The 19,635-nt window shown below is 69.3% G+C and carries 20 protein-coding genes and 1 pseudogene; 7 read left to right on the top strand and 14 right to left on the bottom strand.

Annotation, left to right across the window (positions count from 1 at the left end):
• Nucleotides 1-4 precede the first annotated feature (4 nt).
• Complete coding sequence (locus AB0D27_RS02565) at nucleotides 5-1,360, top strand: acetate kinase (protein ID WP_362501419.1); 1,356 nt, start codon at nucleotides 5-7, stop codon at nucleotides 1,358-1,360.
• Between the two features lie 9 nt (nucleotides 1,361-1,369).
• Nucleotides 1,370-2,800: a pyruvate kinase gene (gene pyk / locus AB0D27_RS02560; RefSeq protein WP_362501198.1), complete on the top strand. Its 1,431-nt coding sequence runs from the start codon at nucleotides 1,370-1,372 to the stop codon at nucleotides 2,798-2,800.
• Between the two features lie 89 nt (nucleotides 2,801-2,889).
• On the opposite strand, the gene AB0D27_RS02555 is transcribed toward pyk, so the two are convergent.
• The 4 genes from AB0D27_RS02555 to AB0D27_RS02540 all read right to left on the bottom strand — a co-directional run bounded on the left by AB0D27_RS02555 (nucleotide 2,890) and on the right by AB0D27_RS02540 (nucleotide 7,080).
• Nucleotides 2,890-4,197: a hypothetical protein gene (locus tag AB0D27_RS02555; RefSeq protein ID WP_362501196.1), complete on the bottom strand. Its 1,308-nt coding sequence runs from the start codon at nucleotides 4,195-4,197 to the stop codon at nucleotides 2,890-2,892.
• The gene (locus AB0D27_RS02550) at nucleotides 4,187-4,732 is read right to left on the bottom strand and encodes a DUF6114 domain-containing protein (RefSeq protein WP_362501194.1); all 546 of its coding nucleotides are present in this window, start codon (nucleotides 4,730-4,732) and stop codon (nucleotides 4,187-4,189) included. Before AB0D27_RS02550 ends, AB0D27_RS02555 begins: the two co-directional genes overlap by 11 nt.
• A gap of 117 nt (nucleotides 4,733-4,849) precedes the next feature.
• Nucleotides 4,850-5,482, bottom strand: coding sequence for a DUF6230 family protein (locus AB0D27_RS02545; RefSeq protein ID WP_362501192.1), 633 nt, complete (start codon nucleotides 5,480-5,482; stop codon nucleotides 4,850-4,852).
• 620 nt (nucleotides 5,483-6,102) lie between these two features.
• Nucleotides 6,103-7,080: a tetratricopeptide repeat protein gene (locus AB0D27_RS02540; RefSeq protein WP_362501191.1), complete on the bottom strand. Its 978-nt coding sequence runs from the start codon at nucleotides 7,078-7,080 to the stop codon at nucleotides 6,103-6,105.
• Nucleotides 7,081-7,349: 269 nt separating this feature from the next.
• On the opposite strand from AB0D27_RS02540, the gene AB0D27_RS02535 reads away from it, so the two are divergent.
• On the top strand, nucleotides 7,350-7,964 hold the full coding sequence (locus AB0D27_RS02535) for a TetR/AcrR family transcriptional regulator (RefSeq protein ID WP_362501189.1): 615 nt from the start codon (nucleotides 7,350-7,352) through the stop codon (nucleotides 7,962-7,964).
• A gap of 176 nt (nucleotides 7,965-8,140) precedes the next feature.
• On the opposite strand, the gene AB0D27_RS02530 is transcribed toward AB0D27_RS02535, so the two are convergent.
• The 8 genes from AB0D27_RS02530 to AB0D27_RS02495 all read right to left on the bottom strand — a co-directional run bounded on the left by AB0D27_RS02530 (nucleotide 8,141) and on the right by AB0D27_RS02495 (nucleotide 14,231).
• Nucleotides 8,141-9,841 carry a methylmalonyl-CoA mutase family protein gene (locus AB0D27_RS02530; protein WP_362501187.1) on the bottom strand — a complete coding sequence of 567 codons (1,701 nt, stop codon included), beginning with the start codon at nucleotides 9,839-9,841 and terminating at the stop codon, nucleotides 8,141-8,143.
• Between the two features lie 73 nt (nucleotides 9,842-9,914).
• Nucleotides 9,915-10,253, bottom strand: a complete 339-nt coding sequence (locus AB0D27_RS02525; protein WP_362501185.1) for a DUF3817 domain-containing protein — start codon at nucleotides 10,251-10,253, stop codon at nucleotides 9,915-9,917.
• Nucleotides 10,254-10,315: 62 nt separating this feature from the next.
• The gene (locus AB0D27_RS02520; protein ID WP_362501184.1) at nucleotides 10,316-10,825 is read right to left on the bottom strand and encodes a MarR family transcriptional regulator; all 510 of its coding nucleotides are present in this window, start codon (nucleotides 10,823-10,825) and stop codon (nucleotides 10,316-10,318) included.
• 554 nt (nucleotides 10,826-11,379) lie between these two features.
• A complete protein-coding gene (locus AB0D27_RS02515; protein ID WP_362501182.1) occupies nucleotides 11,380-12,018 on the bottom strand; it encodes a helix-turn-helix domain-containing protein in 639 nt (212 codons plus the stop codon).
• Nucleotides 12,015-12,695 carry a DUF4166 domain-containing protein gene (locus AB0D27_RS02510; protein ID WP_362501180.1) on the bottom strand — a complete coding sequence of 227 codons (681 nt, stop codon included), beginning with the start codon at nucleotides 12,693-12,695 and terminating at the stop codon, nucleotides 12,015-12,017. Before AB0D27_RS02510 ends, AB0D27_RS02515 begins: the two co-directional genes overlap by 4 nt.
• A complete protein-coding gene (locus AB0D27_RS02505) occupies nucleotides 12,692-13,453 on the bottom strand; it encodes a hypothetical protein (RefSeq protein ID WP_362501178.1) in 762 nt (253 codons plus the stop codon). The genes AB0D27_RS02510 and AB0D27_RS02505 overlap by 4 nt, the downstream gene beginning before the upstream one ends.
• Nucleotides 13,454-13,593: 140 nt before the next feature.
• Nucleotides 13,594-13,887: an MTH1187 family thiamine-binding protein gene (locus tag AB0D27_RS02500; protein ID WP_362501176.1), complete on the bottom strand. Its 294-nt coding sequence runs from the start codon at nucleotides 13,885-13,887 to the stop codon at nucleotides 13,594-13,596.
• Complete coding sequence (locus AB0D27_RS02495) at nucleotides 13,884-14,231, bottom strand: DUF3817 domain-containing protein (protein WP_362501174.1); 348 nt, start codon at nucleotides 14,229-14,231, stop codon at nucleotides 13,884-13,886. Before AB0D27_RS02495 ends, AB0D27_RS02500 begins: the two co-directional genes overlap by 4 nt.
• Nucleotides 14,232-14,426: 195 nt before the next feature.
• Between AB0D27_RS02495 and AB0D27_RS02490 the strand changes: the two genes are divergently transcribed.
• From AB0D27_RS02490 to AB0D27_RS02475, 4 genes are all read left to right on the top strand, one after another.
• A complete protein-coding gene (locus AB0D27_RS02490; RefSeq protein ID WP_362501417.1) occupies nucleotides 14,427-15,059 on the top strand; it encodes an AIM24 family protein in 633 nt (210 codons plus the stop codon).
• 1 nt (nucleotide 15,060) lies between these two features.
• Nucleotides 15,061-15,711 (top strand): AIM24 family protein, encoded by a 651-nt coding sequence (locus tag AB0D27_RS02485; protein WP_362501172.1) that lies wholly within the window; start codon nucleotides 15,061-15,063, stop codon nucleotides 15,709-15,711.
• 41 nt (nucleotides 15,712-15,752) lie between these two features.
• Entirely contained in the window at nucleotides 15,753-16,508 is a 756-nt protein-coding gene (locus AB0D27_RS02480; RefSeq protein WP_362501415.1) for an AIM24 family protein, read from the top strand.
• Between the two features lie 92 nt (nucleotides 16,509-16,600).
• The gene (locus tag AB0D27_RS02475; protein WP_362501170.1) at nucleotides 16,601-17,077 is read left to right on the top strand and encodes a MarR family transcriptional regulator; all 477 of its coding nucleotides are present in this window, start codon (nucleotides 16,601-16,603) and stop codon (nucleotides 17,075-17,077) included.
• 53 nt (nucleotides 17,078-17,130) lie between these two features.
• Here AB0D27_RS02475 and AB0D27_RS02470 read toward each other — a convergent pair.
• Nucleotides 17,131-18,378, bottom strand: a pseudogene (locus AB0D27_RS02470) (MFS transporter); the annotation flags it as partial.
• Between the two features lie 296 nt (nucleotides 18,379-18,674).
• Nucleotides 18,675-19,631 (bottom strand): methylmalonyl Co-A mutase-associated GTPase MeaB, encoded by a 957-nt coding sequence (meaB, locus tag AB0D27_RS02465; RefSeq protein WP_362501413.1) that lies wholly within the window; start codon nucleotides 19,629-19,631, stop codon nucleotides 18,675-18,677.
• Between the last annotated feature and the right edge of the window lie 4 nt (nucleotides 19,632-19,635).

Here is a 19,635-nt window from a genome sequence, read left to right as displayed (position 1 = left end):
GGCCCTGTCCGACGAGCGGCGCTCGGCCCCCCTTGCTTCTCGCGTGCTCGTCCTCAACTCCGGCTCCTCGTCACTGAAGTACCAGCTGCTCGACATGCGTGACAGCAGCCGGCTGGCAGCGGGCCTTGTCGAGCGCATCGGCGAGCAGACGTCCCGGCTCAAGCACACCCCGCTGGCCGGCGGGGAGTCCCGCGACACGACGGGGCCGATCCCCGACCACGACGCCGCTCTGAAGGCCGTCGCCGAGGAGCTGGCCAAGGACGGGCTCGGTCTGGACTCCCCCCAGCTGGCCGCGATCGGTCACCGGGTCGTGCACGGCGGGAAGTTCTTCACCGACCCGACCGTCATCGACGGCGCCGTCCTCGCGGAGATCGAGCGGCTCATCCCGGTCGCCCCGCTGCACAACCCGGCCAACCTCACCGGCATCCGTACCGCCATGGCGCTGCGCCCTGACCTCCCCCAGGTCGCCGTCTTCGACACCGCGTTCCACACCACGATGCCCGAGTCGGCGGCGCGCTACGCGATCGACGTGAAGACCGCCGACGAGCACCGCATCCGGCGCTACGGCTTCCACGGCACCTCGCACGCGTATGTGTCCCGCGCGACCGCGAAGCTCCTGGGCAAGGCACCCGAGGAGGTGAACGTCATCGTGCTGCACCTGGGCAACGGGGCGTCCGCCTCGGCCGTGCGCGGCGGCCGGTGCGTGGACACCTCCATGGGACTCACGCCCTTGGAGGGACTCGTGATGGGTACGCGCTCCGGTGACATGGATCCGGCCGTCATCTTCCATTTGATGCGCGTTGGCGGAATGTCCACGGACGAGATCGACACTCTCCTCAACAAGAAGAGCGGCCTGATCGGTCTGTGCGGGGACAATGACATGCGGGAGATACGCCGCCGCGTCGACGAGGGCGACGAGCAGGCCCGACTCGCCTTCGACATCTACATCCACCGCCTGAAGAAGTACATCGGCGCCTACTACGCGGTCCTCGGCCGGGTGGACGCCATCGCCTTCACCGCCGGAGTCGGCGAGAACGCCGCGCCGGTGCGTGAGGCGGCCGTCGCCGGCCTCGAGGAACTGGGGCTCGCGGTCGACGGTGACCTCAACGCCGTACGCAGTGGGGAGCCACGGCTCATCTCGCCGCGGCAGGCGCGGGTCGCGGTCGCGGTGGTGCCGACGGACGAGGAACTGGAGATCGCCACACAGACGTATGCGCTGGTCGGAGAGAAAGGGACGGGGCTTTCGAAAACGGCGGTATCCGGGCTCGTAAAGCGCTCGGAGAAAGCCACGCCTGAGCACCCGTCCGCCCATTTGTATCTTCCACCAGACGGAATATTCCGTAGCGAAACAAACCGATAGGATCGCCCCATGCGCCGTTCGAAAATCGTCTGTACTCTCGGCCCCGCGGTCGACTCCCACGAAAAGCTGGTCGCGCTGATCGAAGCCGGCATGAATGTGGCCCGCTTCAACTTCAGCCACGGCACGCACCCCGAGCACCAGGCGCGGTACGACCGCGTCCGGGCCGCCTCGGCCGAGACCGGCAAGGCCATCGGTGTCCTCGCCGACTTGCAGGGCCCGAAGATCCGTCTGGAGACCTTCGCCGAGGGTCCCGTCGAGCTGGTGCGCGGTGACGAGTTCACCATCACCACCGAGGACGTCCCCGGCGACAAGCACATCTGCGGCACGACCTACAAGGGCCTGCCCGGTGACGTCTCCAAGGGCGACCAGATCCTCATCAACGACGGCAACGTGGAGCTGCGCGTCGTCGAGGTCGACGGCCAGCGGGTCAAGACGGTCGTCATCGAGGGCGGTGTGATCTCCGACCACAAGGGCATCAACCTGCCCGGCACGGCCGTGAACGTGCCGGCGCTGTCCGAGAAGGACGTCGAGGACCTGCGCTTCGCCCTCAGGATGGGCTGCGACATGGTCGCCCTCTCCTTCGTGCGCGACGCCAACGACGTGACCGACGTCCACAAGGTGATGGACGAGGAGGGCCGCCGGGTCCCTGTCATCGCCAAGGTGGAGAAGCCGCAGGCGGTCGACAACATGGAGGGCGTCGTCGCGGCGTTCGACGCGGTCATGGTGGCCCGTGGTGACCTCGCCGTCGAGTACCCGCTGGAGAAGGTCCCGATGGTGCAGAAGCGCCTCGTGGAGCTGTGCCGCCGCAACGCCAAGCCGGTGATCGTCGCGACCCAGATGATGGAGTCGATGATCACCAACTCCCGCCCGACGCGCGCCGAGGCGTCCGACGTCGCCAACGCGATCCTGGACGGCGCGGACGCGGTCATGCTGTCGGCCGAGTCGAGTGTGGGCGCGTATCCGATCGAGACGGTGAAGACGATGTCGAAGATCGTCATCGCCGCCGAGGAAGAGCTGCTCTCCAAGGGCCTGCAGCCGCTCGTCCCGGGCAAGAAGCCGCGTACGCAGGGTGGTTCGGTGGCCCGCGCGGCCGCCGAGATCGCCGACTTCCTCGGCGGCAAGGGGCTGGTGGCCTTCACCAAGTCCGGTGACACCGCCCGCCGGCTGTCCCGCTACCGCGCCACTCAGCCGATCCTGGCCTTCACCACGGACGAGGGCACCCGCAACCAGCTGACGCTGAGCTGGGGCGTCGAGTCGCATGTCGTGCCGTTCGTGAACAGCACCGACGAGATGGTGGACCTGGTCGACCAGGAGCTGCAGAAGCTCAAGCGGTTCAACGAGGGCGACGTCGTCGTGATGACCGCCGGTTCGCCTCCCGGCGTCCCCGGCACCACCAACATGGTCCGGGTGCACCACCTGGGCGAGGGCGACCGCGCCTGACCCCGGTCCCCGTACGCCGCTGAGGGCGCCCCCTGTGATCAGGGGGCGCCCTCAGTGTGTGCGGCTCCCGGATGGGCTCTGAGGCGCGCTCAGTCGGTCTGGTACGAGTGCAGCCCGGGAACGGTCAGCGTCCCGCCGAACTGTCCCGCCTGAACGACCTTCACGTTGGTGAAGTAGATCAGCGGGATGTTCAGCGGCGGAGGGTTGTCCGGGCTGAACGTGATCGGGATCAGGCCGAGCAGATTGCCGGAGATGCTCTCCGTGTACATGACCGTCTTGCCGTCGCGGATGGTGGACGTCGAGCCGCTGGCCGCCTGCACGTGGTAGGTCTTGCCGGACTGCTTGTCCTTCACCGTCTGGTGCAGATCTCCGATGTCGGTGCCGTCGGAGATGACGTACTTCAGGACCTTCTTGGTCTTGCCGCTGGCCGTCCTCACCTTCACGATGCCCTGGTAGTCGGCGCCCTTGAGCAGCAGTGAGCTGGCGTTCAGGTACCAGGGGTCGTCGGGCAGGGCCACCGGGTTGTCGACGCCGCCCTCGTCGTCGGTCGCGACCGGGCAGTCCGACGCGTCCGTGCTGGAGCTCGCGGAGGGGCTGGGGGACGCGGTGGCCGCGTCGGCCGCCTCCTTGACCTTCGCGGTGGTGTCCGAGGCCGCCTTGGACGCCGTGTCGGTGGTGTCCTTCACGGTGTCCTTGACCGTCTCGGTGACCTTGTCGGTCGTGTCCTTGACGGTGTCGGAGGCGCTGCCGGAGCTGTCCTTGGCCGAGCTCGACGACGAGGGGGAGGCGGACGGCGTGGGGCTGGAGCTCTCGCTCGCGGAGGAGCCGCTCCCGCCCGTGAGGACGCCGGTGATCGCGTCGCCGATGGTGTCGAGAACGTTGCCGCTGCTCGCGGACGCCGAGGGGGTCGGCGTGGAGGCGGCGTGGTCCGAGGACTTCTGCGACGTGCTCGCGGAGGGCGAGGAGGCGGACGGCGTGGGTTCGGCCTTGTCGTCGGAACCTGAATCCGACGAAGAGGACGTGCCCGAGGACGTCGAGGGTGTCGACGTGGCCTTGCCGGAGGACTCGCTCGCGCTCGGTGAGGGGGAGGCTGAAGCGGAAGCGGAGGGCGACGCCGTGTCCGACGCCTTCTCGGAGCCGGTGACGGCCTCGACGCACTTCTGGTACTCGTCGGCCGTGAGGCTCTTCGAGGTCGAGTGGTCGTCGGCCTGGGCGAGCGTGGGGGTGAGCCCCATCCCCATGAGGACCGCCGTCGGCATGGCCGCCAGGGCGATCGCCTTGCCGGCCGGCATGTGGAACCTGGTGAACAGCGGCTTCCTGGGGGCCGCGTGGCGCGGCCCGGTTCTCACACGGGACTCGTCCACATCAGTCCCGTGGATCACCTCGTCAGCCGGCACTGTGCCTCCCGTTCGCCCCGTTGCTCGGGCTCGTTCCTGACAGATCGTTCGGCTCACCCACACCGTTCGCGGCCGCCGCGGGCTCGGGGGCGGCGCTGTCACCCTTGCCGACGGGCTCCTCCTCGGCGGAGTCGGCCGGGGCCCAGGAGACCGCCATGGCGCCGCCGATCATCGCGAACAGGAAGCCAATGAGGAAGCCGCCCAGGTTGGACACCGGGATGGACACCAGCGCGAGGAGGATGGCCGCCACACCCGCGAAGGTCCGTACGTGCTTCTGGAACCAGAGGCTGATGCCCAGGACGACGAGCAGGACACCGATGATCAGGGAGCCCGCGCCCGCGGTGGTGGCCATCGCCAGCGTCAGATGGCCGATCTGGAGGTTCGCGTACGGGAAGTAGGCGATGGGGAAACCGCCGAGCACGACGAACAGTCCGGCCCAGAACGGGCGATCGCCCCTCCAGGTACGGAAGTTCCGCCGGATGACCCGGAGGTAGTGCTCGTTCTGGCCGGGCGCGGCAGGAGTCTCGGCGCTCATGGAAAACAGCTCCCTGGAACGGCTTTGCTGTGAAAAGTACGCGTGACTGCTACGCGTACGGCGAGAAGGGACGGGTGGGCGGGACAGCCGCAGGCTCCCCCGCCCACCCCGGAGTGCCTAGTAGCACTCCTTGACGCCCTTGGACAGCGACATCTTCAGGCCGCTGAGCTTGAACGTGCCGGCGGTGGTCGCCCACGCCGTCTGCTTGACGTCGGTCAGCGTGGCCGAGTCGGCCTGCTGGGCGAACCCGTAGGGGTTGGCCGCGTCACCCTTGCCGATGCCCGGACCCTTGTTGGCGTCCTTGGCCGCAACACCGATGTCGATGTTGTGGAACGTCGCATCGGCGTTGAGGTCCTCGACGTCGATGTACAGGTTCTCGGCCTCGACCGGGGTGTCGCCACCACCGGCCTTCAGGATGAGGCTGACGGAACCGAGCAGCGGGATGTCCGGGGTGACCACGGACTGGCACATGTTCTTGATCGACGCCGACTTGAACGCCGAGACGGCGACGGGGTGAGCCGTCTTCTTGCCGTCCAGGGTGTAGCCCGAGTCAATGGCCCCGTACTGCTCGAAGCCCGTACCGTCGAGTCGGTCCGCCGTCACCTTGAACGACTGACCGGAAACGCTGAACGACGCGGCGAGAGCGCCCTGCGCGAGGGCGACACCTATCGCTGCCGTGGCGGCCACGCTGGGCACCATCACGACCGCGAACCGCTTCCATCTGGTCCCGCCACGCACCTGGGACTCCATATTTCCTCCTTCTCGGACGTACATCTCCTGGCCCTGACTGCCCCATGTCGGCGGCTCAGCCGGGCAGGGATGGGAGAAGTGCTACGTCCTCGGGAAGGAGAGCGCCTGTACTCGGAGGCGCGAAGAGCACCCGAATCACCGGCGATCACCCCCGAGCGACAACCACTGGTCGCGCCTGACACACATCACGCACAACCTGCTGGACAGGCTCTGCCGAACGGCAAAGACCCCCCTGCCCAAGAGCCGGCGAGACTCCGTCGGCTCTACTCGGTGGGGACCCAGAAAACCCCTTGACCCGATTGGTTGTCGGGGTAGGGGTAATGGACCGAGCGTCGCCGATCGTGGTGCATTCTCGCCGCCCGCACAAGGGGGTTCGTTACTGGCTAGTAACGGCCGGATAACCGAACAACGACCCGCCGGTATCGGGCGGCAACGGAGGGTGGCACAGAGGGGGATGACACAACGGTTGATTACTGGACGGAATCCGACAGATCAACGGCCGCGACTTACTCCAAGTAACAGCGGCCGCGTTTACCAAGTTTTGGTAAAGCGCGGCCACGTGTCACTCTGTCAGCCAATCTTTCACCTGGGCATCACAAGCCCCGGCGTTTAGGGACTGGTCAGAACAGGGCCCTGGCCAGCGCCCGGCGCGCCGCGATCACTCGCGGATCGTCGGCCCCAACCACCTCGAAGAGCTCCAGCAGCCGCAGCCGTACGGCGTCGCGGTCGTCGCCCGCCGTGCGCCGCACCGTGTCGATGAGCCGCCCGAACGCGTCTTCGACATGCCCACCGACGAGATCCAGGTCGGCGGCCGCGATCTGTGCCGCAGCGTCACCTGGCCTGTCCGCGGCGTCCTTGCGCACCTGCTGCGGATCGGCGTTCTGCACGCGCTGGAGCAACTCGGCCTGGGCAAGGCCCAGTTTGGCCTCCGTGTTACCCGGGTCGTCGCTCAGTACGTTCTTGTACGCCTGGACGGCACCGCCCAGATCGCCCGCGTCCAGGGCCTGTACGGCGGCCTCGAGGAGCGCGTCGTAGGGGCCGGCCGGCATCTCGGGCGCCGCGGGGGCGCTGCCGGGCTCGGCGTCCGGGTCGACGGTCAGGCCGGTGAGGCCGAAGCGCTGCTCGGCGACCTGGACGAGCTGGTCGAGGGTCTCCCGGATCTGCGCCTCTGCCGCCGCCCCCTGGAAGAGTGGCAGCGCCTGCCCGGCGACCACGGCGAACACAGCCGGAATCCCCTGGATCCCGAACTGCTGCATCAGCATCTGATTGGCGTCGACGTCGATCTTGGCGAGCACGAACCGGCCGTTGTACTCGACGGCCAGCCGCTCGAGCACCGGGCTCAGCTGCTTGCAGGGCTCGCACCACTCGGCCCAGAAGTCGATGACGACGGGCACCTCGGTGGACCGCTGCAGGACGTCGCGCTCAAAACCCGCCTCGTCGACGTCGATGACAAGGCTCGCCGGGGACACCGCCCCGCCTCCGCCGCCCTCGCCGGCCGCTTCGGCGCGCGCCTGCTCCGCCTTCGCCTTGGCCTCCTGGGCCGCCTTCACCGCGGCGAGGTCGACGACTCCGCTCATGGACATGTTCCGTGGCTGCATGAGTACATCCTCCCCCTTCCTCGCGCGTGGATGAAAAGCGTTGTGAAAGCCAGGCTTGTCACGTCGTGCTCGGTGTCGCTGGGCGCCGGGTCCCCACCTGGCGCCAGTGGTTGTCGCGTTCGCTACAGACTTTCGCGATGAGCTTTCGCTACGAGCCGTAGCGTAACTGCCCGGGGACGCCGCTGTGCACCCTCCCCCGGTGATCTCCCTCACGGCTTCACGAAAACGCCTGATACGGCTCCACAGAACGGCCGGATATGGTCACTGACATGCAGAGTCGCACTTCCGCCCCTCGTACGGGGCGCCCGCGCAGCGCCGCCGCGGACGCCGCGATCCTGGACGCGACGCGTGCGGCGCTGGTCGAACTCGGCTGGTCCAAGCTGACGTTGGGAGACGTGGCGACGCGCGCCGGGGTCGCCAAAACGACCCTCTACCGCCGCTGGGCGGGCAAGAACGAGCTCGTCGTCGACGCGGTGGCCGTCCTCTTCGACGAACTCGAGCTCCCCGACCGGGGAAGCCTCGCCGCCGACATCGAGGGCGTGGTGCTGCAGTTCGCGGCGATTCTGGGGCGGCCGGAGGCGAAGACCGCGCTGATGGCGGTGGTGGCCGAATCGACCCGGGACGAGCCCCTGCGCGAGCGGATCCGCACGTCCATCGTCGACCGCCAGAAGCGGCTGGTCCTCCAGGGCCGCGCCCGCGCGCAGGCCCGCGGCGAGCTGCCGCCCGAGGAGGACCCCGAGTCGGCCGCCCGCACCGCGGGCCTGATCTTCGACGTGGTCGCCGGTGCGGTGGTCCATCGCACCCTCGTCAGCGCGGAGCCCGCGGACGAGGAGTGGGTCCGCTCTTTCACCCGGTTGCTGCTCCTGGGGCTGACGGATTTTTAGCCCGTCCGGCATTTGAGGGGCGCGGGTCCGGGGTGGAGCCCTCAGATGCGGTGGGGTCCCCCCTCCCCCCGCTCGAGCGAAGCCGAGAGCGGGGGGAGGGTAGGGGCGCAGGAGGCACAGGGGGCGCAGAAGGCGCAGGGGGCGGGGCGGAGGGGGCGCAGGGGGCGAGAACAGCCTTAGAAGCCCGCCGGCTCCGTGTACACCCCCCACTCCTCCCGGAGGACATCACAGATCTCGCCCAGCGTGGCCTCGGCCCGGACCGCGTCCAGCATGGGGACGATCATGTTCGTCCCGTCCCGCGCGGCGGCGAGCATCGCGTCCAGAGCCGCCCGCACCGCGGCGTCGTCCCGCCCCGCCTTACGACGCGACAGCACCCGCACCTGCTCCCGCTCCACCTCGTGACTGACCCGAAGGATCTCCAGATCCCCCGTCACCGAGCCATGGTGGACATTCACGCCCACCACCCGCTTGTCGCCCTTCTCCAGCGCCCTCTGGTACTGGAACGCCGACTCGGCGATCTCCCCGGTGAACCACCCGTCCTCGATCCCCCGCAGAATCCCGGAGGTGACCGGCCCGATCGGGTGCTGCCCGTCGGGGTGCGCCCGCAGCCCCCGCTCCTTGATCTGCTCGAAGATCTTCTCCGCGTCGGCCTCGATCCTGTCGGTGAGCTGCTCGACGTACCAGGAACCGCCCAGCGGATCGGCCACGTTGGCGACGCCGGTTTCCTCCATCAGCACCTGCTGCGTGCGCAGGGCGATCTCCGCGGCCTGCGCGGACGGCAGCGCGAGGGTCTCGTCCAGCGCGTTGGTGTGCAGCGAGTTCGTGCCGCCGAGGACGGCCGCGAGCGCCTCCACCGCCGTACGGACGACGTTGTTGTACGGCTGCTGGGCGGTCAGCGAGACACCCGCCGTCTGGGTGTGGAAGCGGAGCCACTGCGCCTTGTCGGACGTGGCGCCGTACACGTCCCGCATCCAGCGGGCCCAGATCCGCCGCGCCGCACGGAACTTGGCGATCTCCTCGAAGAAGTCGAGGTGCGCGTCGAAGAAGAAGCTCAAGCCCGGCGCGAAGACGTCCACGTCCATCCCGCGCGAGATTCCGAGCTCCACGTATCCGAAGCCGTCCGCGAGCGTGTACGCGAGCTCCTGCGCGGCCGTCGATCCGGCTTCGCGGATGTGGTAGCCGGAGACGGACAGGGGCTTGTACGCGGGGATCTTCGCGGCGCAGTGCTCCATCAGGTCGCCGATGAGGCGGAGGTGCGGCTCGGGCTGGAAGAGCCACTCCTTCTGCGCGATGTACTCCTTGAAGATGTCGGTCTGGAGCGTGCCGTTGAGGACGGCCGGGTCGACGCCCTGCCGCTCCGCCGCGACCAGGTACATGCAGAAGACCGGTACCGCCGGACCGCTGATCGTCATCGACGTGGTGACGTCACCCAGCGGGATGTCCTTGAACAGGACCTCCATGTCGGCCGCCGAGTCGATGGCGACCCCGCAGTGCCCGACCTCGCCGAGCGAGCGCGGGTCGTCGGAGTCACGGCCCATGAGGGTCGGCATGTCGAAGGCGACGGACAGTCCCCCGCCGCCGTTGGCGAGGATCATCTTGTAGCGCTCGTTGGTCTGCTCGGCGTTGCCGAACCCGGCGAACTGCCGGATGGTCCACGTACGCCCTCGGTAGCCGGTCGGATAGAGCCCTCGGGTGAAGGGGTACTCACCGGGCCAGCCGATCCGCTCGAAGCCCTCATATGTGTCCCCCGGTCGGGGACCGTACACCGGCTCTACGGGGTCTCCGGAGAGCGTGGTGAAGTCGGCCTCGCGCTTGCGGGAGGCGTCGTAGCGGGCCTGCCAGCGTTGGCGGCCCTCCTCGATGGCGTCAGCGTCCATACCCCCGAATTTACTAGGACGTCCAAGTAAATGTCGATGGGGGGCCGCCGCACGTTGTGGTGCGGCGGCGGGATTACGCCTCGGCGACCGCGGGAGCGGGGTCCGTGACCTGGGACTCCAGCTCGCGGGAGATCTTGCGCTCCACGAAGAAGGCGGCCGTGGGGATCGTGCCGGCCAGCAGCACCCACAGCTGCTTGCCGACCGGCCACTTCGCCTTGGAGCCCAGGTCGAAGGCGAAGATCAGGTACACGACGTACAGCCAGCCGTGCGCGATGGCGACGACGCGCGTGAAGTCCACGGCACCGTTGATGTCGAGCACATACTTGGCGATCACGCCGAGGGTCAGCAGGACCAGCAGCACACCGGTGACGTAGGCCATCACGCGGTACCTGGTCAGCACGCTCTTCTTCATGGGTACGAGCGTAACGGCCCCTTTTGCGCGATCTTCGCCGCCCCCCGCCCCCCGCCCCCCGCCTACTCGTCGTCGAAGTCGTGGGCGGCGACCCGCAGCGGGCGCAGCATCGCGAAGATCTCCGCGCACTCCTCGGCGTCATAGGCCCCGAGGCCGAAGTTCATCGCCATCAGGTCATGGGTGGCCGCATCGCAGACCTCGCGGCCCTTGTCGGTGATGGAGGCGAGCGTGCCGCGTCCGTCGTTGGGATTGGGGCGCTTGTCGACGAGGCCGGAGCGGACCAGCCGGTCGACGGTGTTCGTGACGGACGTGGGGTGCACCATCAGCCGCTCGCCGATCTTGGACATCGGCAGCTCGCCCGCCTTGGAGAAGGTGAGCAGCACCAGCGCCTCGTACCGCGCGAAGGTCAGTCCGTACGGCCTGACGATCGCGTCCACCTCGGCGAGCAGGATCTGGTGCGCGCGCATGATCGAGGTGATCGCGGCCATGGACGGCACGGAGCCCCAGCGCTGCTTCCAGTGTTCGTCGGCGCGGGCGATGGGATCGAAGGCAAGGCTGAGCGGCTTCGGCACGCCAAAGACCTTACCGGCCGGTCACATCGTGGTCAGCCCCGTCTCGCCTTTCGGTCTCGGGGCCCTTGCCGCGGGCGGCTGGGACGCCGCGTTCCACCGGGTGGGTGGGTCGGGGCCGCGCCGGTACATCCGCCCGCATCCGAACGGATCAGCCGTGGGCCGGGAAGTGCTGTCTTCCTTGGATCCGTCCGGATGCGGGCATTCGATGTACCGACACGGCCCCTCCCGTGCGTCGGCGACTGCGGCCCGGTGGGGGCGCGCGGCATGACCTCCCCAGCCCCGGCCGACACCATCCAGCCCGCTCGTCATTCAGGGACAAGGCCGCACGGCAGTCTTCAGCCGGGGCCGACAGCACCCAGCCCGTCCGGCCTCCTCCGAGGACAGGACCACAGCATCCCGGGCCCACAGCATCCAGCCCGTCCGGCGTTGAGGACGAGGCCGTTCAGGCCGAAGGGGGGTCTGGGGGCGCAGCCCCCAGGGACGGGAAGGGTAGGGGCGGCGGGGGCGAGAGGCGTCCTTGTTCGGCGGGGGTGCCGGGGGACGATCGGCCGGGGTCAGGCGTGGCGGTTCGTGGTGCGCCGCACGTGGTGGCGGATGGCGCGGTGGGCGAGGGGGCCCAGGGATTCCAGGGCGGCGACGAGGACGGTGAGTTGTTCGAGGGCGGCGAGGGCCGAGAAGGCTCCGGCGGGGTCGACACCCTCGTACAGCTCGATGCCCACGAAGGACGCGGCGACCGCACGGGCGAGCCCCACGGGATCGGTGAATTCGCCCAGTGGGGTGGTGGAGAGGACGCGCGTGAGGACCTTCTCGATCTCCGTGATCCAGAGGTCGAGCCCGGCGGCGGTGGCGGGGCCGAGGCGAGGGTGCGTCTGCGCGCCGGCGAGAAGTTGACCGAGGACGGCGACATGCCCCTCGGCCCGCTCGATCTCGTGCATCTCCCGCCCGAAGGCGAGAAGTTCGGACAGGGACGAGATCCCGGCGAGGCGGTCGCGATAGCGCCCGACCCGCTGCTCCGCCCCGTACCGGCACGCGGCGGCGAGCAACTCGTCGACCGAGCCGAAGTGGTAGAAGACGAGCGCCTGATTGACCCCGGCGGTCGCCGCGATGGTGCGGGCCGAGGTCTTCGCGATCCCCTGCTCGGTGAGCGTCCGCAACGCCCCGTCGAGGAGTTTCGTCTTCGTGTCCTCGCTCACGCCCGCGCCTCCTCGCGCACGGGACGCAGACCGGGTCGTACGCCGCAGGTGGCGATGTCGGTGTACGTCGCCCGGAAGGAGCCCTCGTAGCCGAAGAACGGGCCGAAGTAACGGTTGACCACGCGTACTTGGATGCGGAAGCGGCCGGCCGCGTCGTCGAAGGACTCCCTCACCTCCGCCTCACCGCCGATGAGTTCGGGGACACGGACGTCCACCGGGCCCTCACGGAACCGGTGTTCGCCGGAGCGGATCAGCAGGGAGCCGTCGGGCTCGGCGTGGAAGTACAGGTCGCTGGCGAGGTGCTGATGGGTACCGAGGTAGTCGAGGACGCGGTCGCCCTTGGGGCTGAGCACCATCTGGGCGTCGAAGCGACGGGAGCGGCCGGGCAGGTCGAAGGTGCGCACGAACGTCACCGTCTCACGGCCGAAGCTGTCGGCGTACGGCACGTTCTCGATACGGAAGGGGACCTCCCGGCCCGCGCGCGGGACCAGGATGTTGCGGGTGCCGCCAAGGGCGAGGAAGGGTTTGACGAAGCCCCGGCCGTGCCATACGCGGTCCATCACGCCGTGGCCGGTGCACGCCTCCCCGGTGATCAGGCCCACGGAGAAGCGGCGCTGGAGCTGCGGGTGGAGGCGGTCGAAGTCGGCGCCCATCACCGTGCGGAACATCGAGGTCATGACTGCTGCTCCAGGGTGGTCAGGAGGTGCGGGGCGCGTATCGGGGCGGGCGGCGTGCGCAGGCAGCGGCGGGCCGCCGGGGTGCCCGGCAGCGGAGGCGTGCAGAGGGCCGCCAGAACGGCCAGTACGGCGAGTACCGGCGTCGCGAAGAGGACGAGCGGTGCCAGCGGGCCCGCGGCGTCCATGAGCGCCCCGCACACCAGGCCCGAGCCGGCGGCCAGCAGGGCGAGGGCGCGTACCGCCAGCTCGGCGAGCCAGTTGCGCAGCGCCCGCTCCGGTGTGATGCCCCGTTCCAGCCAGAGCCGGAGGCGATCGAAGGACCAGGCCGTCGCCCAGCCCATGAGCGGGCGGAAGAGCAGCCGGTCGGCCACGACTCCGAGACGGCCCCAGCGCGGGCGGTAGTCGTATCCGGTGAGGAAACGGACTCCGTCGGCGTCGGGGACGTAGCGCCAATAGCCGCTGCCCTCGGCGAGCAGGGAGAGCGGGTGCGGCGAGGCGAAGCGGAGTGCGGAGGTGCGGGTGCCGTCGGGGCGTTCCTTCTCGCCGGCCGAGACGCCGGTGCCGGCGACGGTCAGGAAGGGCAGCACGCGTGTGGCGTACCGGAAGCGCTGCGGCTCGCCCTGCGCGCGCGGGAGGTAGTCGATCTCGGAGAAGCGGAGGTCCCAGCGCTGATGGTGCGAGGGGTCCTGCGTGCGCGCCCACAGTTCGTCGAGATCGCCTCGTATATGCGCCTCTACGTAGAGCCCCGTCAGCCCCATTTCCAAACCCCCGCCTCAATGGCCCTTTTGAGCAACTGCTCAATCAGCTGTCGCGGACACTACAACGGTTTGAGCGATCGCTCAAACCATTGGGCATGAAAAAGCCCCGGTCCTGGGGACCGGGGCTTCTCCCTGGGCGCTCAGGCGGACAGGTGCCGCTCCACCGTCTCCACCTTGGAGGTCAGACCGTCCGTCACATTGGGACGGATGTCCGCCTTCAGAACGACGGAGACACGCGGCGCCCGCTCCTCGACGACGGCGACGGCCCGCTTGACGACGGCCATCACCTCGTCCCACTCCCCCTCGATCGAGGTGAACATCGCGTCGGTGCGGTTCGGCAGACCCGACTCACGGACGACCCGGACGGCGTCGGCGACGTATTCCCCCACGTCCTCGCCGACGCCCAGCGGCGTCACGGAGAAGGCGACGATCATGATGTCTCCACGACTCCCTCGCGGCGGGCGCGGGAGGCGATGACCGCGTCCTCGGCCTCACGTCGCAGCTTGCGCTCCGCGAAGAAGCCGCCGGTAGGCAGAACGGACAGAACGAAGTAGAGCAGTCCGGTCCCGGCGCTCCACTTCGTGCGGTTCCACGCGTCCGCCCAGAAGACCACGTACAGGATGAAGAGAACACCGTGGATGGAGCCCATCACGGGCACCGCGTTGAAGTCCGTGGTCCGCTTCAGCACCGAGCAGATGAGCAGCAGCAGGAAGGACACGGCCTCGGGGGCCGAGACCAGGCGGAGACGTCGGAGGGCGGTGGCGGTCTTTATGTCCACGGGTCACCTTCGGAGGGGGAGAGTCGCTATCGGTGGGATCGCCGCTTTGTGAACGCGAGCACAAGCGCCCACCCATTGTGGCATCCGGGCCGTACGAGGGCCGCCCCCGGGCCCCCTAAGGGTCCGCTCAGGGGTGAGATCCACCCGTGGGCCCTGTCCGCGCCCCCACCCGGCGGCTACCTTCACCACGTGGCGATGTTCCGACTTCAAGGCAGCAAGGTGCTGGCCGTCGACATGACCGGGGACGCCGTGAAGGCGAAGAACGGCTCGATGGTCGCGTACGACGGCCAGATGGCGTTCAAGAAGCTGAGCGGGGGTGGTGAGGGGATAAGGGGGATGGTGACCCGGCGCCTCACAGGTGAGCAGATGACGGTGATGGAGGTGAAGGGGCACGGGACCTGCTGGTTCGCGGACCGGGCCTCCGAAATCAACCTCGTCGGCCTCCAGGGGGACAAGCTGTACGTGGAGTCGAGCAACCTGCTCGCGACGGACGCGGGACTGCGGACGGGCACGACCTTCACCGGTCTGCGCGGCGCCTCCCAGGGCAACGGGCTGTTCACGACCACCGTCGAGGGCCATGGGCAGGCGGCGATCATGTCGGACGGGCCCGCTGTGGTGCTCCGCGTCAGCTCCCAGTACCCGCTGACGGTCGACCCGGGCGCCTATATCGCGCACCAGGGCAATGTGCGCCAGTCCCTCCAGTCCGGTGTGACGTTCCGCACGTTCCTCGGGGAGGGCGGCGGTGAGGCGTTCCAGATCCGCTTCGAGGGCGACGGTCTGGTCTATGTGCAGCCCAGTGAGCGCAACACGATCGCGGGGGACGTGTGACATGCCCTTTCGCGAAGTGAACTCGAAGGTGATCGAGGCCACGGTGATGCCGGGCCAGCGGATGTTCAGCCAGCGCGGCGCGATGCTCGCCTACAAGGGTGAGGTCTCCTTCACGCCCAACATCCAGAGCGGTCAGGGCGGTGTGATGTCGATGATCGGCCGCCGCCTGGCGAACGAGGCCACGCCCCTGATGACCGTCGAGGGCTCCGGCACGGTGCTCTTCGGGCACGGCGGCCACCACATCCAGGTGATCAATCTCACCGGCGACACCTTGTACGTCGAGGCGGACCGCCTGCTCGCCTTCGACGGCACGCTCCAGCAGGGGACGATGTTCCTGGGCTCGCAGGGCGGCGTCATGGGTATGGTCCGCGGCCAGGTAAGCGGGCAGGGCCTGTTCACCACCACCCTCAAAGGCCACGGCGCGGTCGCCGTCATGGCGCACGGCGGCGTCTTCCAGATCCCGATCACCCCGCAGCGCCCGGTCCACGTCGACCCGCAGGCGTACGTGGCGCACCACGGCGACGTCCGCAACAAGCTGTCCACGGCGCTGGGCTGGCGCGACATGGTGGGCCGCGGTTCGGGCGAGGCCTTCCAGCTGGAGCTGAGCGGCAATGGCGCGGTCTACGTCCAGGCCTCGGAGGAGAAGCTGTGAGCGCGTACGGGACTCCGGACGGCCCGACGGTCTACGACCCGATGACGCTTCCGGTCGACGACAACGTCAACAAGTACACCTTCTGCGTGGAGCTCAAGGGCAGCCAGTGGTTCCTGCAGAAGGGCAAGATGATCGCCTACTACGGCTCGATGCAATTCAACGGCATCGGCCACGGCCGGCTCGATCGCCTCATCCGTACGTCATTCCATTCGCCATTGCACGCGAGCGACTGGGTCGTGGCGGAGGGCTCGGGCAAGATGCTGCTCGCCGACCGGGCCTTCGACGTCAATTCGTACGACCTTGACGACGGCAACCTGACCATTCGCTCGGGCAACCTGCTCGCTTTTCAGCCAAGTCTTGCCCTCAAGCAGTCGATCGTGCCGGGCTTTCTGACCCTGATCGGAACCGGCAAGTTCGTGGCCGCATCAAACGGTCCGGTGGTGTTCATGGAACCCCCGATCCGGGTGGACCCGCAGGCCCTGGTCGGCTGGGCCGACTGCCCGTCCCCCTGCCATCACTACGACCACGGGTACATGACAGGCGTAATGGGCGGTCTACGTGCGATGACGGGCCTCGGCGGGGCCTCCGGAGAGGAGCACCAGTTCGAGTTCGTAGGGGCCGGCACGGTGCTGCTCCAGTCCTCGGAAACCCTCATGGCCGAGCAGGCCACGGGAGCCGTCCCGCCCGAGCCCGGCGTACCGGGCGCGGGCGGGGTACACGGCCACCAGGGACAGCAAGCCGGCGCACCGCGCCTTCCCGGACAGCTGGGGGACCTCCAGCGTCGCTTCGGGCTGTGAGCGGTAGTCTGCGGAGTGTGACATCGAACGCGTGCGCGCAGTCACACCACCCTCACTAGTTCGCCTTTCAACATTTTAGGTAGACTTCATTCATGGAGACCGAGACGGCCACGCGCTGGCTGACCGATGCGGAGCAGTGCGCCTGGCGCACCCACCTGGAGGTCAACAGGCTGTTGACGTACCAGCTCGAAAGGGATCTGCAGCCGTTCGGGCTGACGATGAACGACTACGAGATCCTGGTGAACCTCTCCGAGTCGGAGGGCGTACGGATGCGGATGAGTGACCTCGCGTCCGCCACCCTCCAGTCCAAGAGCCGCCTCTCGCACCAGATCACCCGCATGGAGAACGCGGATCTGGTCCGCCGCGAGAACTGCGAGTCCGACCGCCGGGGACTGTACGCCGTCCTCACCGAGCACGGCATGGAGACGATGAAGAAGGTCGCGCCGCATCATGTGGCGTCTGTGCGGAGGCACTTCATCGATCTGCTGTCGCCCGAGGCGCTGGAGGACCTGCACAAGTCATTGCGGCCGATCGCCGAGCATTTGCGGGGGCAGCGGGGTAAACCGTAGCGGTCCCGAAGTCGCCGGCTGTCCCTAGGCCGCGGGCTGTCCTTAGGCCGCGGGCTGTTCCTGGCTGGTCGCACCGTTTCCCGCGCCCCTGAGGGGGCGCGGGGTGGTGCGAACTCCCATACCGAGATCAGCCCCGCCGCGACCGCCACCGCTCCCGAGAGCGCGAAGCACAGGCCCAGGGACAGGTGGCCCACCAGCAGGCCCACCCCCGCCGCGCCGCCCGAATTCCCGGCGTTCACCGCGGTGTTGACCCAGGCACCCGCCTGGGTGCGGTAGCCGGGCGGGGCCGCCTCGTCGGCGATCAGGTAGGACGTGGTCAGGGCCGGGGCGACGAAGAAGCCGGCGCAGGTCACGGCGAGGGTCAGCGTGCCGAGGCCGGGGGCCGGCCCCGCGGCGAGCAGGGCGAGGCCCAGGCCACCGACCTGCAACGGCAGACGCACCCGCGCGGACCTACGCCAGTTGACGGCGCCGTTCAGCAGACCGCCCAGCGCGCTGCCCACCGACAGCGCGGCGAGTACCCAGGCCACCATGTCGTCTCCGTGATGGCGCTGCCGGGCGAAGGCCATTACCAGGAGGTCGATGGCCCCCAGGGACAGTCCTACGCCCGCCGCGACGACCACGGGCTGCACGAGCACGCGTCCGCCACGCGACCGGCTCCCGAAGCGTGCGGACTTCTTCCCCGCGGCCGCTCGTACGCCCGCCACGACCGGCGACAGCACGAACGCGAGCGTTCCGGCCCACACCAGCAGGGCGCTGAGCGCGACCCCGGCGGCCGGGGGCGCGACCTGCACGACCGCACCCACCAGCAACGGCCCCGAGACGAAGAGGATCTCCTCCGCGACCCCGTCCAGGCTGTACGCCCGCTGCAACAGCAGCTTGTCCTCGACGACTTCACCCCATACGGCACGCATCGTGGGACCAAGTGGGGGCGTGCAGGTGCCCGCGGCGACGGCCAGTGCGCCCAGTACCACCGCCGGTGCTCCCGGCCGCCAGGCTGCCGCCGCGAAGGCGGCGAGCAGGGTCGCGTAGAGGGAGGCCATCGGGGTGAGGGCACGGCGGGGGCCGTACCGGTCGATCAGGGCCGCCCTCGCGGGCGACAGGAACACGCTCATCGCGCCGAACAGCGCCATGACCGTGCCGGCCACGGCGTACGACCCGGTCGCGCGGGTCACCGTGAGCATCATGGCCAGGGAGACGAGGCCGTACGACAGCCTGCCGACCACGGAGGCGGTGAAGGTGCGGCGGGTGTGGGGGATGTGGAAGAGGGCGGCGTAGGAGGGCCGCGGGAGGGTCGCAGACATGCGGAAGGTTCCTCGACAGCGAGGCGGACCGGGGGACGCCGGGGTGCCGCGACGACGCAGCACCGAGTGCTGCCGGTCCGTCGCGGGCCTGGGCGGCCCCTATGCCAAGAGGAGGAACATGCGGCCCCAATTATTAGCGGGCGCTCGGAGTTGACCCCTGGTTTTCGACCCTGGGCGCTGCGCCCCTGGACAGGGACGCGGGGAACTGCGCGAACGGGGTCTGCGGCGGAGCCCCAGATCGGGAAGGGTAGGGACGGCGGGGGCGAAAAATACCAACGCCCCGCGTCCACCCCCCATCAGCCCTCCGTCAAGCCCTCCACCAGGGAGTCGGCGGCCCGGTACGGGTCGAGTTGTCCGGCCACGATCCGCTCGGAGAGCGCGCTGAGGCGCCGGTCGCCGTGGAGATCACCGATGCGCTGACGCAGGGCGGTGACGGCGATCGTCTCTACCTCCTGGGACGCACGGGCGAGCCGCCGCTCGGCGAGCACCCCGTGCTCCTCCATCCACGCCCGGTGCTTCTCCAGTGCCTCGACGACCTCGTCGATACCCTCACCGCGGGCGGCGACCGTCTTGACGATGGGGGGCCGCCAGTCACCGGGGCCCCGGGATTCTCCCAGGCCCAGCATGTGGTTGAGCTCGCGGGCGGTCGCGTCCGCGCCGTCCCGGTCGGCCTTGTTGACGACGTACACGTCGCCGATCTCCAGGATTCCGGCCTTGGCCGCCTGGATGCCGTCGCCCATTCCGGGGGCCAGCAGCACCACCGACGTGTCGGCCTGGGACGCGATCTCGACCTCCGACTGGCCGACGCCCACCGTCTCCACCAGGACCACGTCGCAGCCCGCCGCGTCCAGGACGCGGATGGCCTGCGGCGCGGCCCAGGCGAGCCCGCCCAGGTGGCCCCGGGTCGCCATCGAGCGGATGTACACGCCGGGGTCGGAGGCGTGCTCGGACATGCGGACGCGGTCGCCGAGCAGCGCGCCTCCGGAGAAGGGCGACGACGGGTCGACGGCCAGCACTCCGACCCGCTTGCCCTGCCGCCGGTACGCCGTCACCAGCGCCGAGGTCGAGGTGGACTTGCCGACGCCCGGCGACCCCGTGAGCCCGACGACGTACGCGTTGCCGGCCAGCGGGGCCAGCGCCGCCATGACCTCCCGGAGCTGCGGTGCCGCCCCCTCCACCAGGGAGATCAGCCGGGCCACGGCCCGCGGCCGTCCTTCCCTGGCCTGGGCCACCAGCGAGGAGACGTCCTGCATCACA

This window comes from Streptomyces sp. NPDC048415 (assembly GCF_040651675.1).
Lineage (GTDB): Bacteria > Actinomycetota > Actinomycetes > Streptomycetales > Streptomycetaceae > Streptomyces.
Note: the sequence above shows the minus strand (reverse complement) of the source record. Positions and strands in the feature narration are given on the sequence as shown.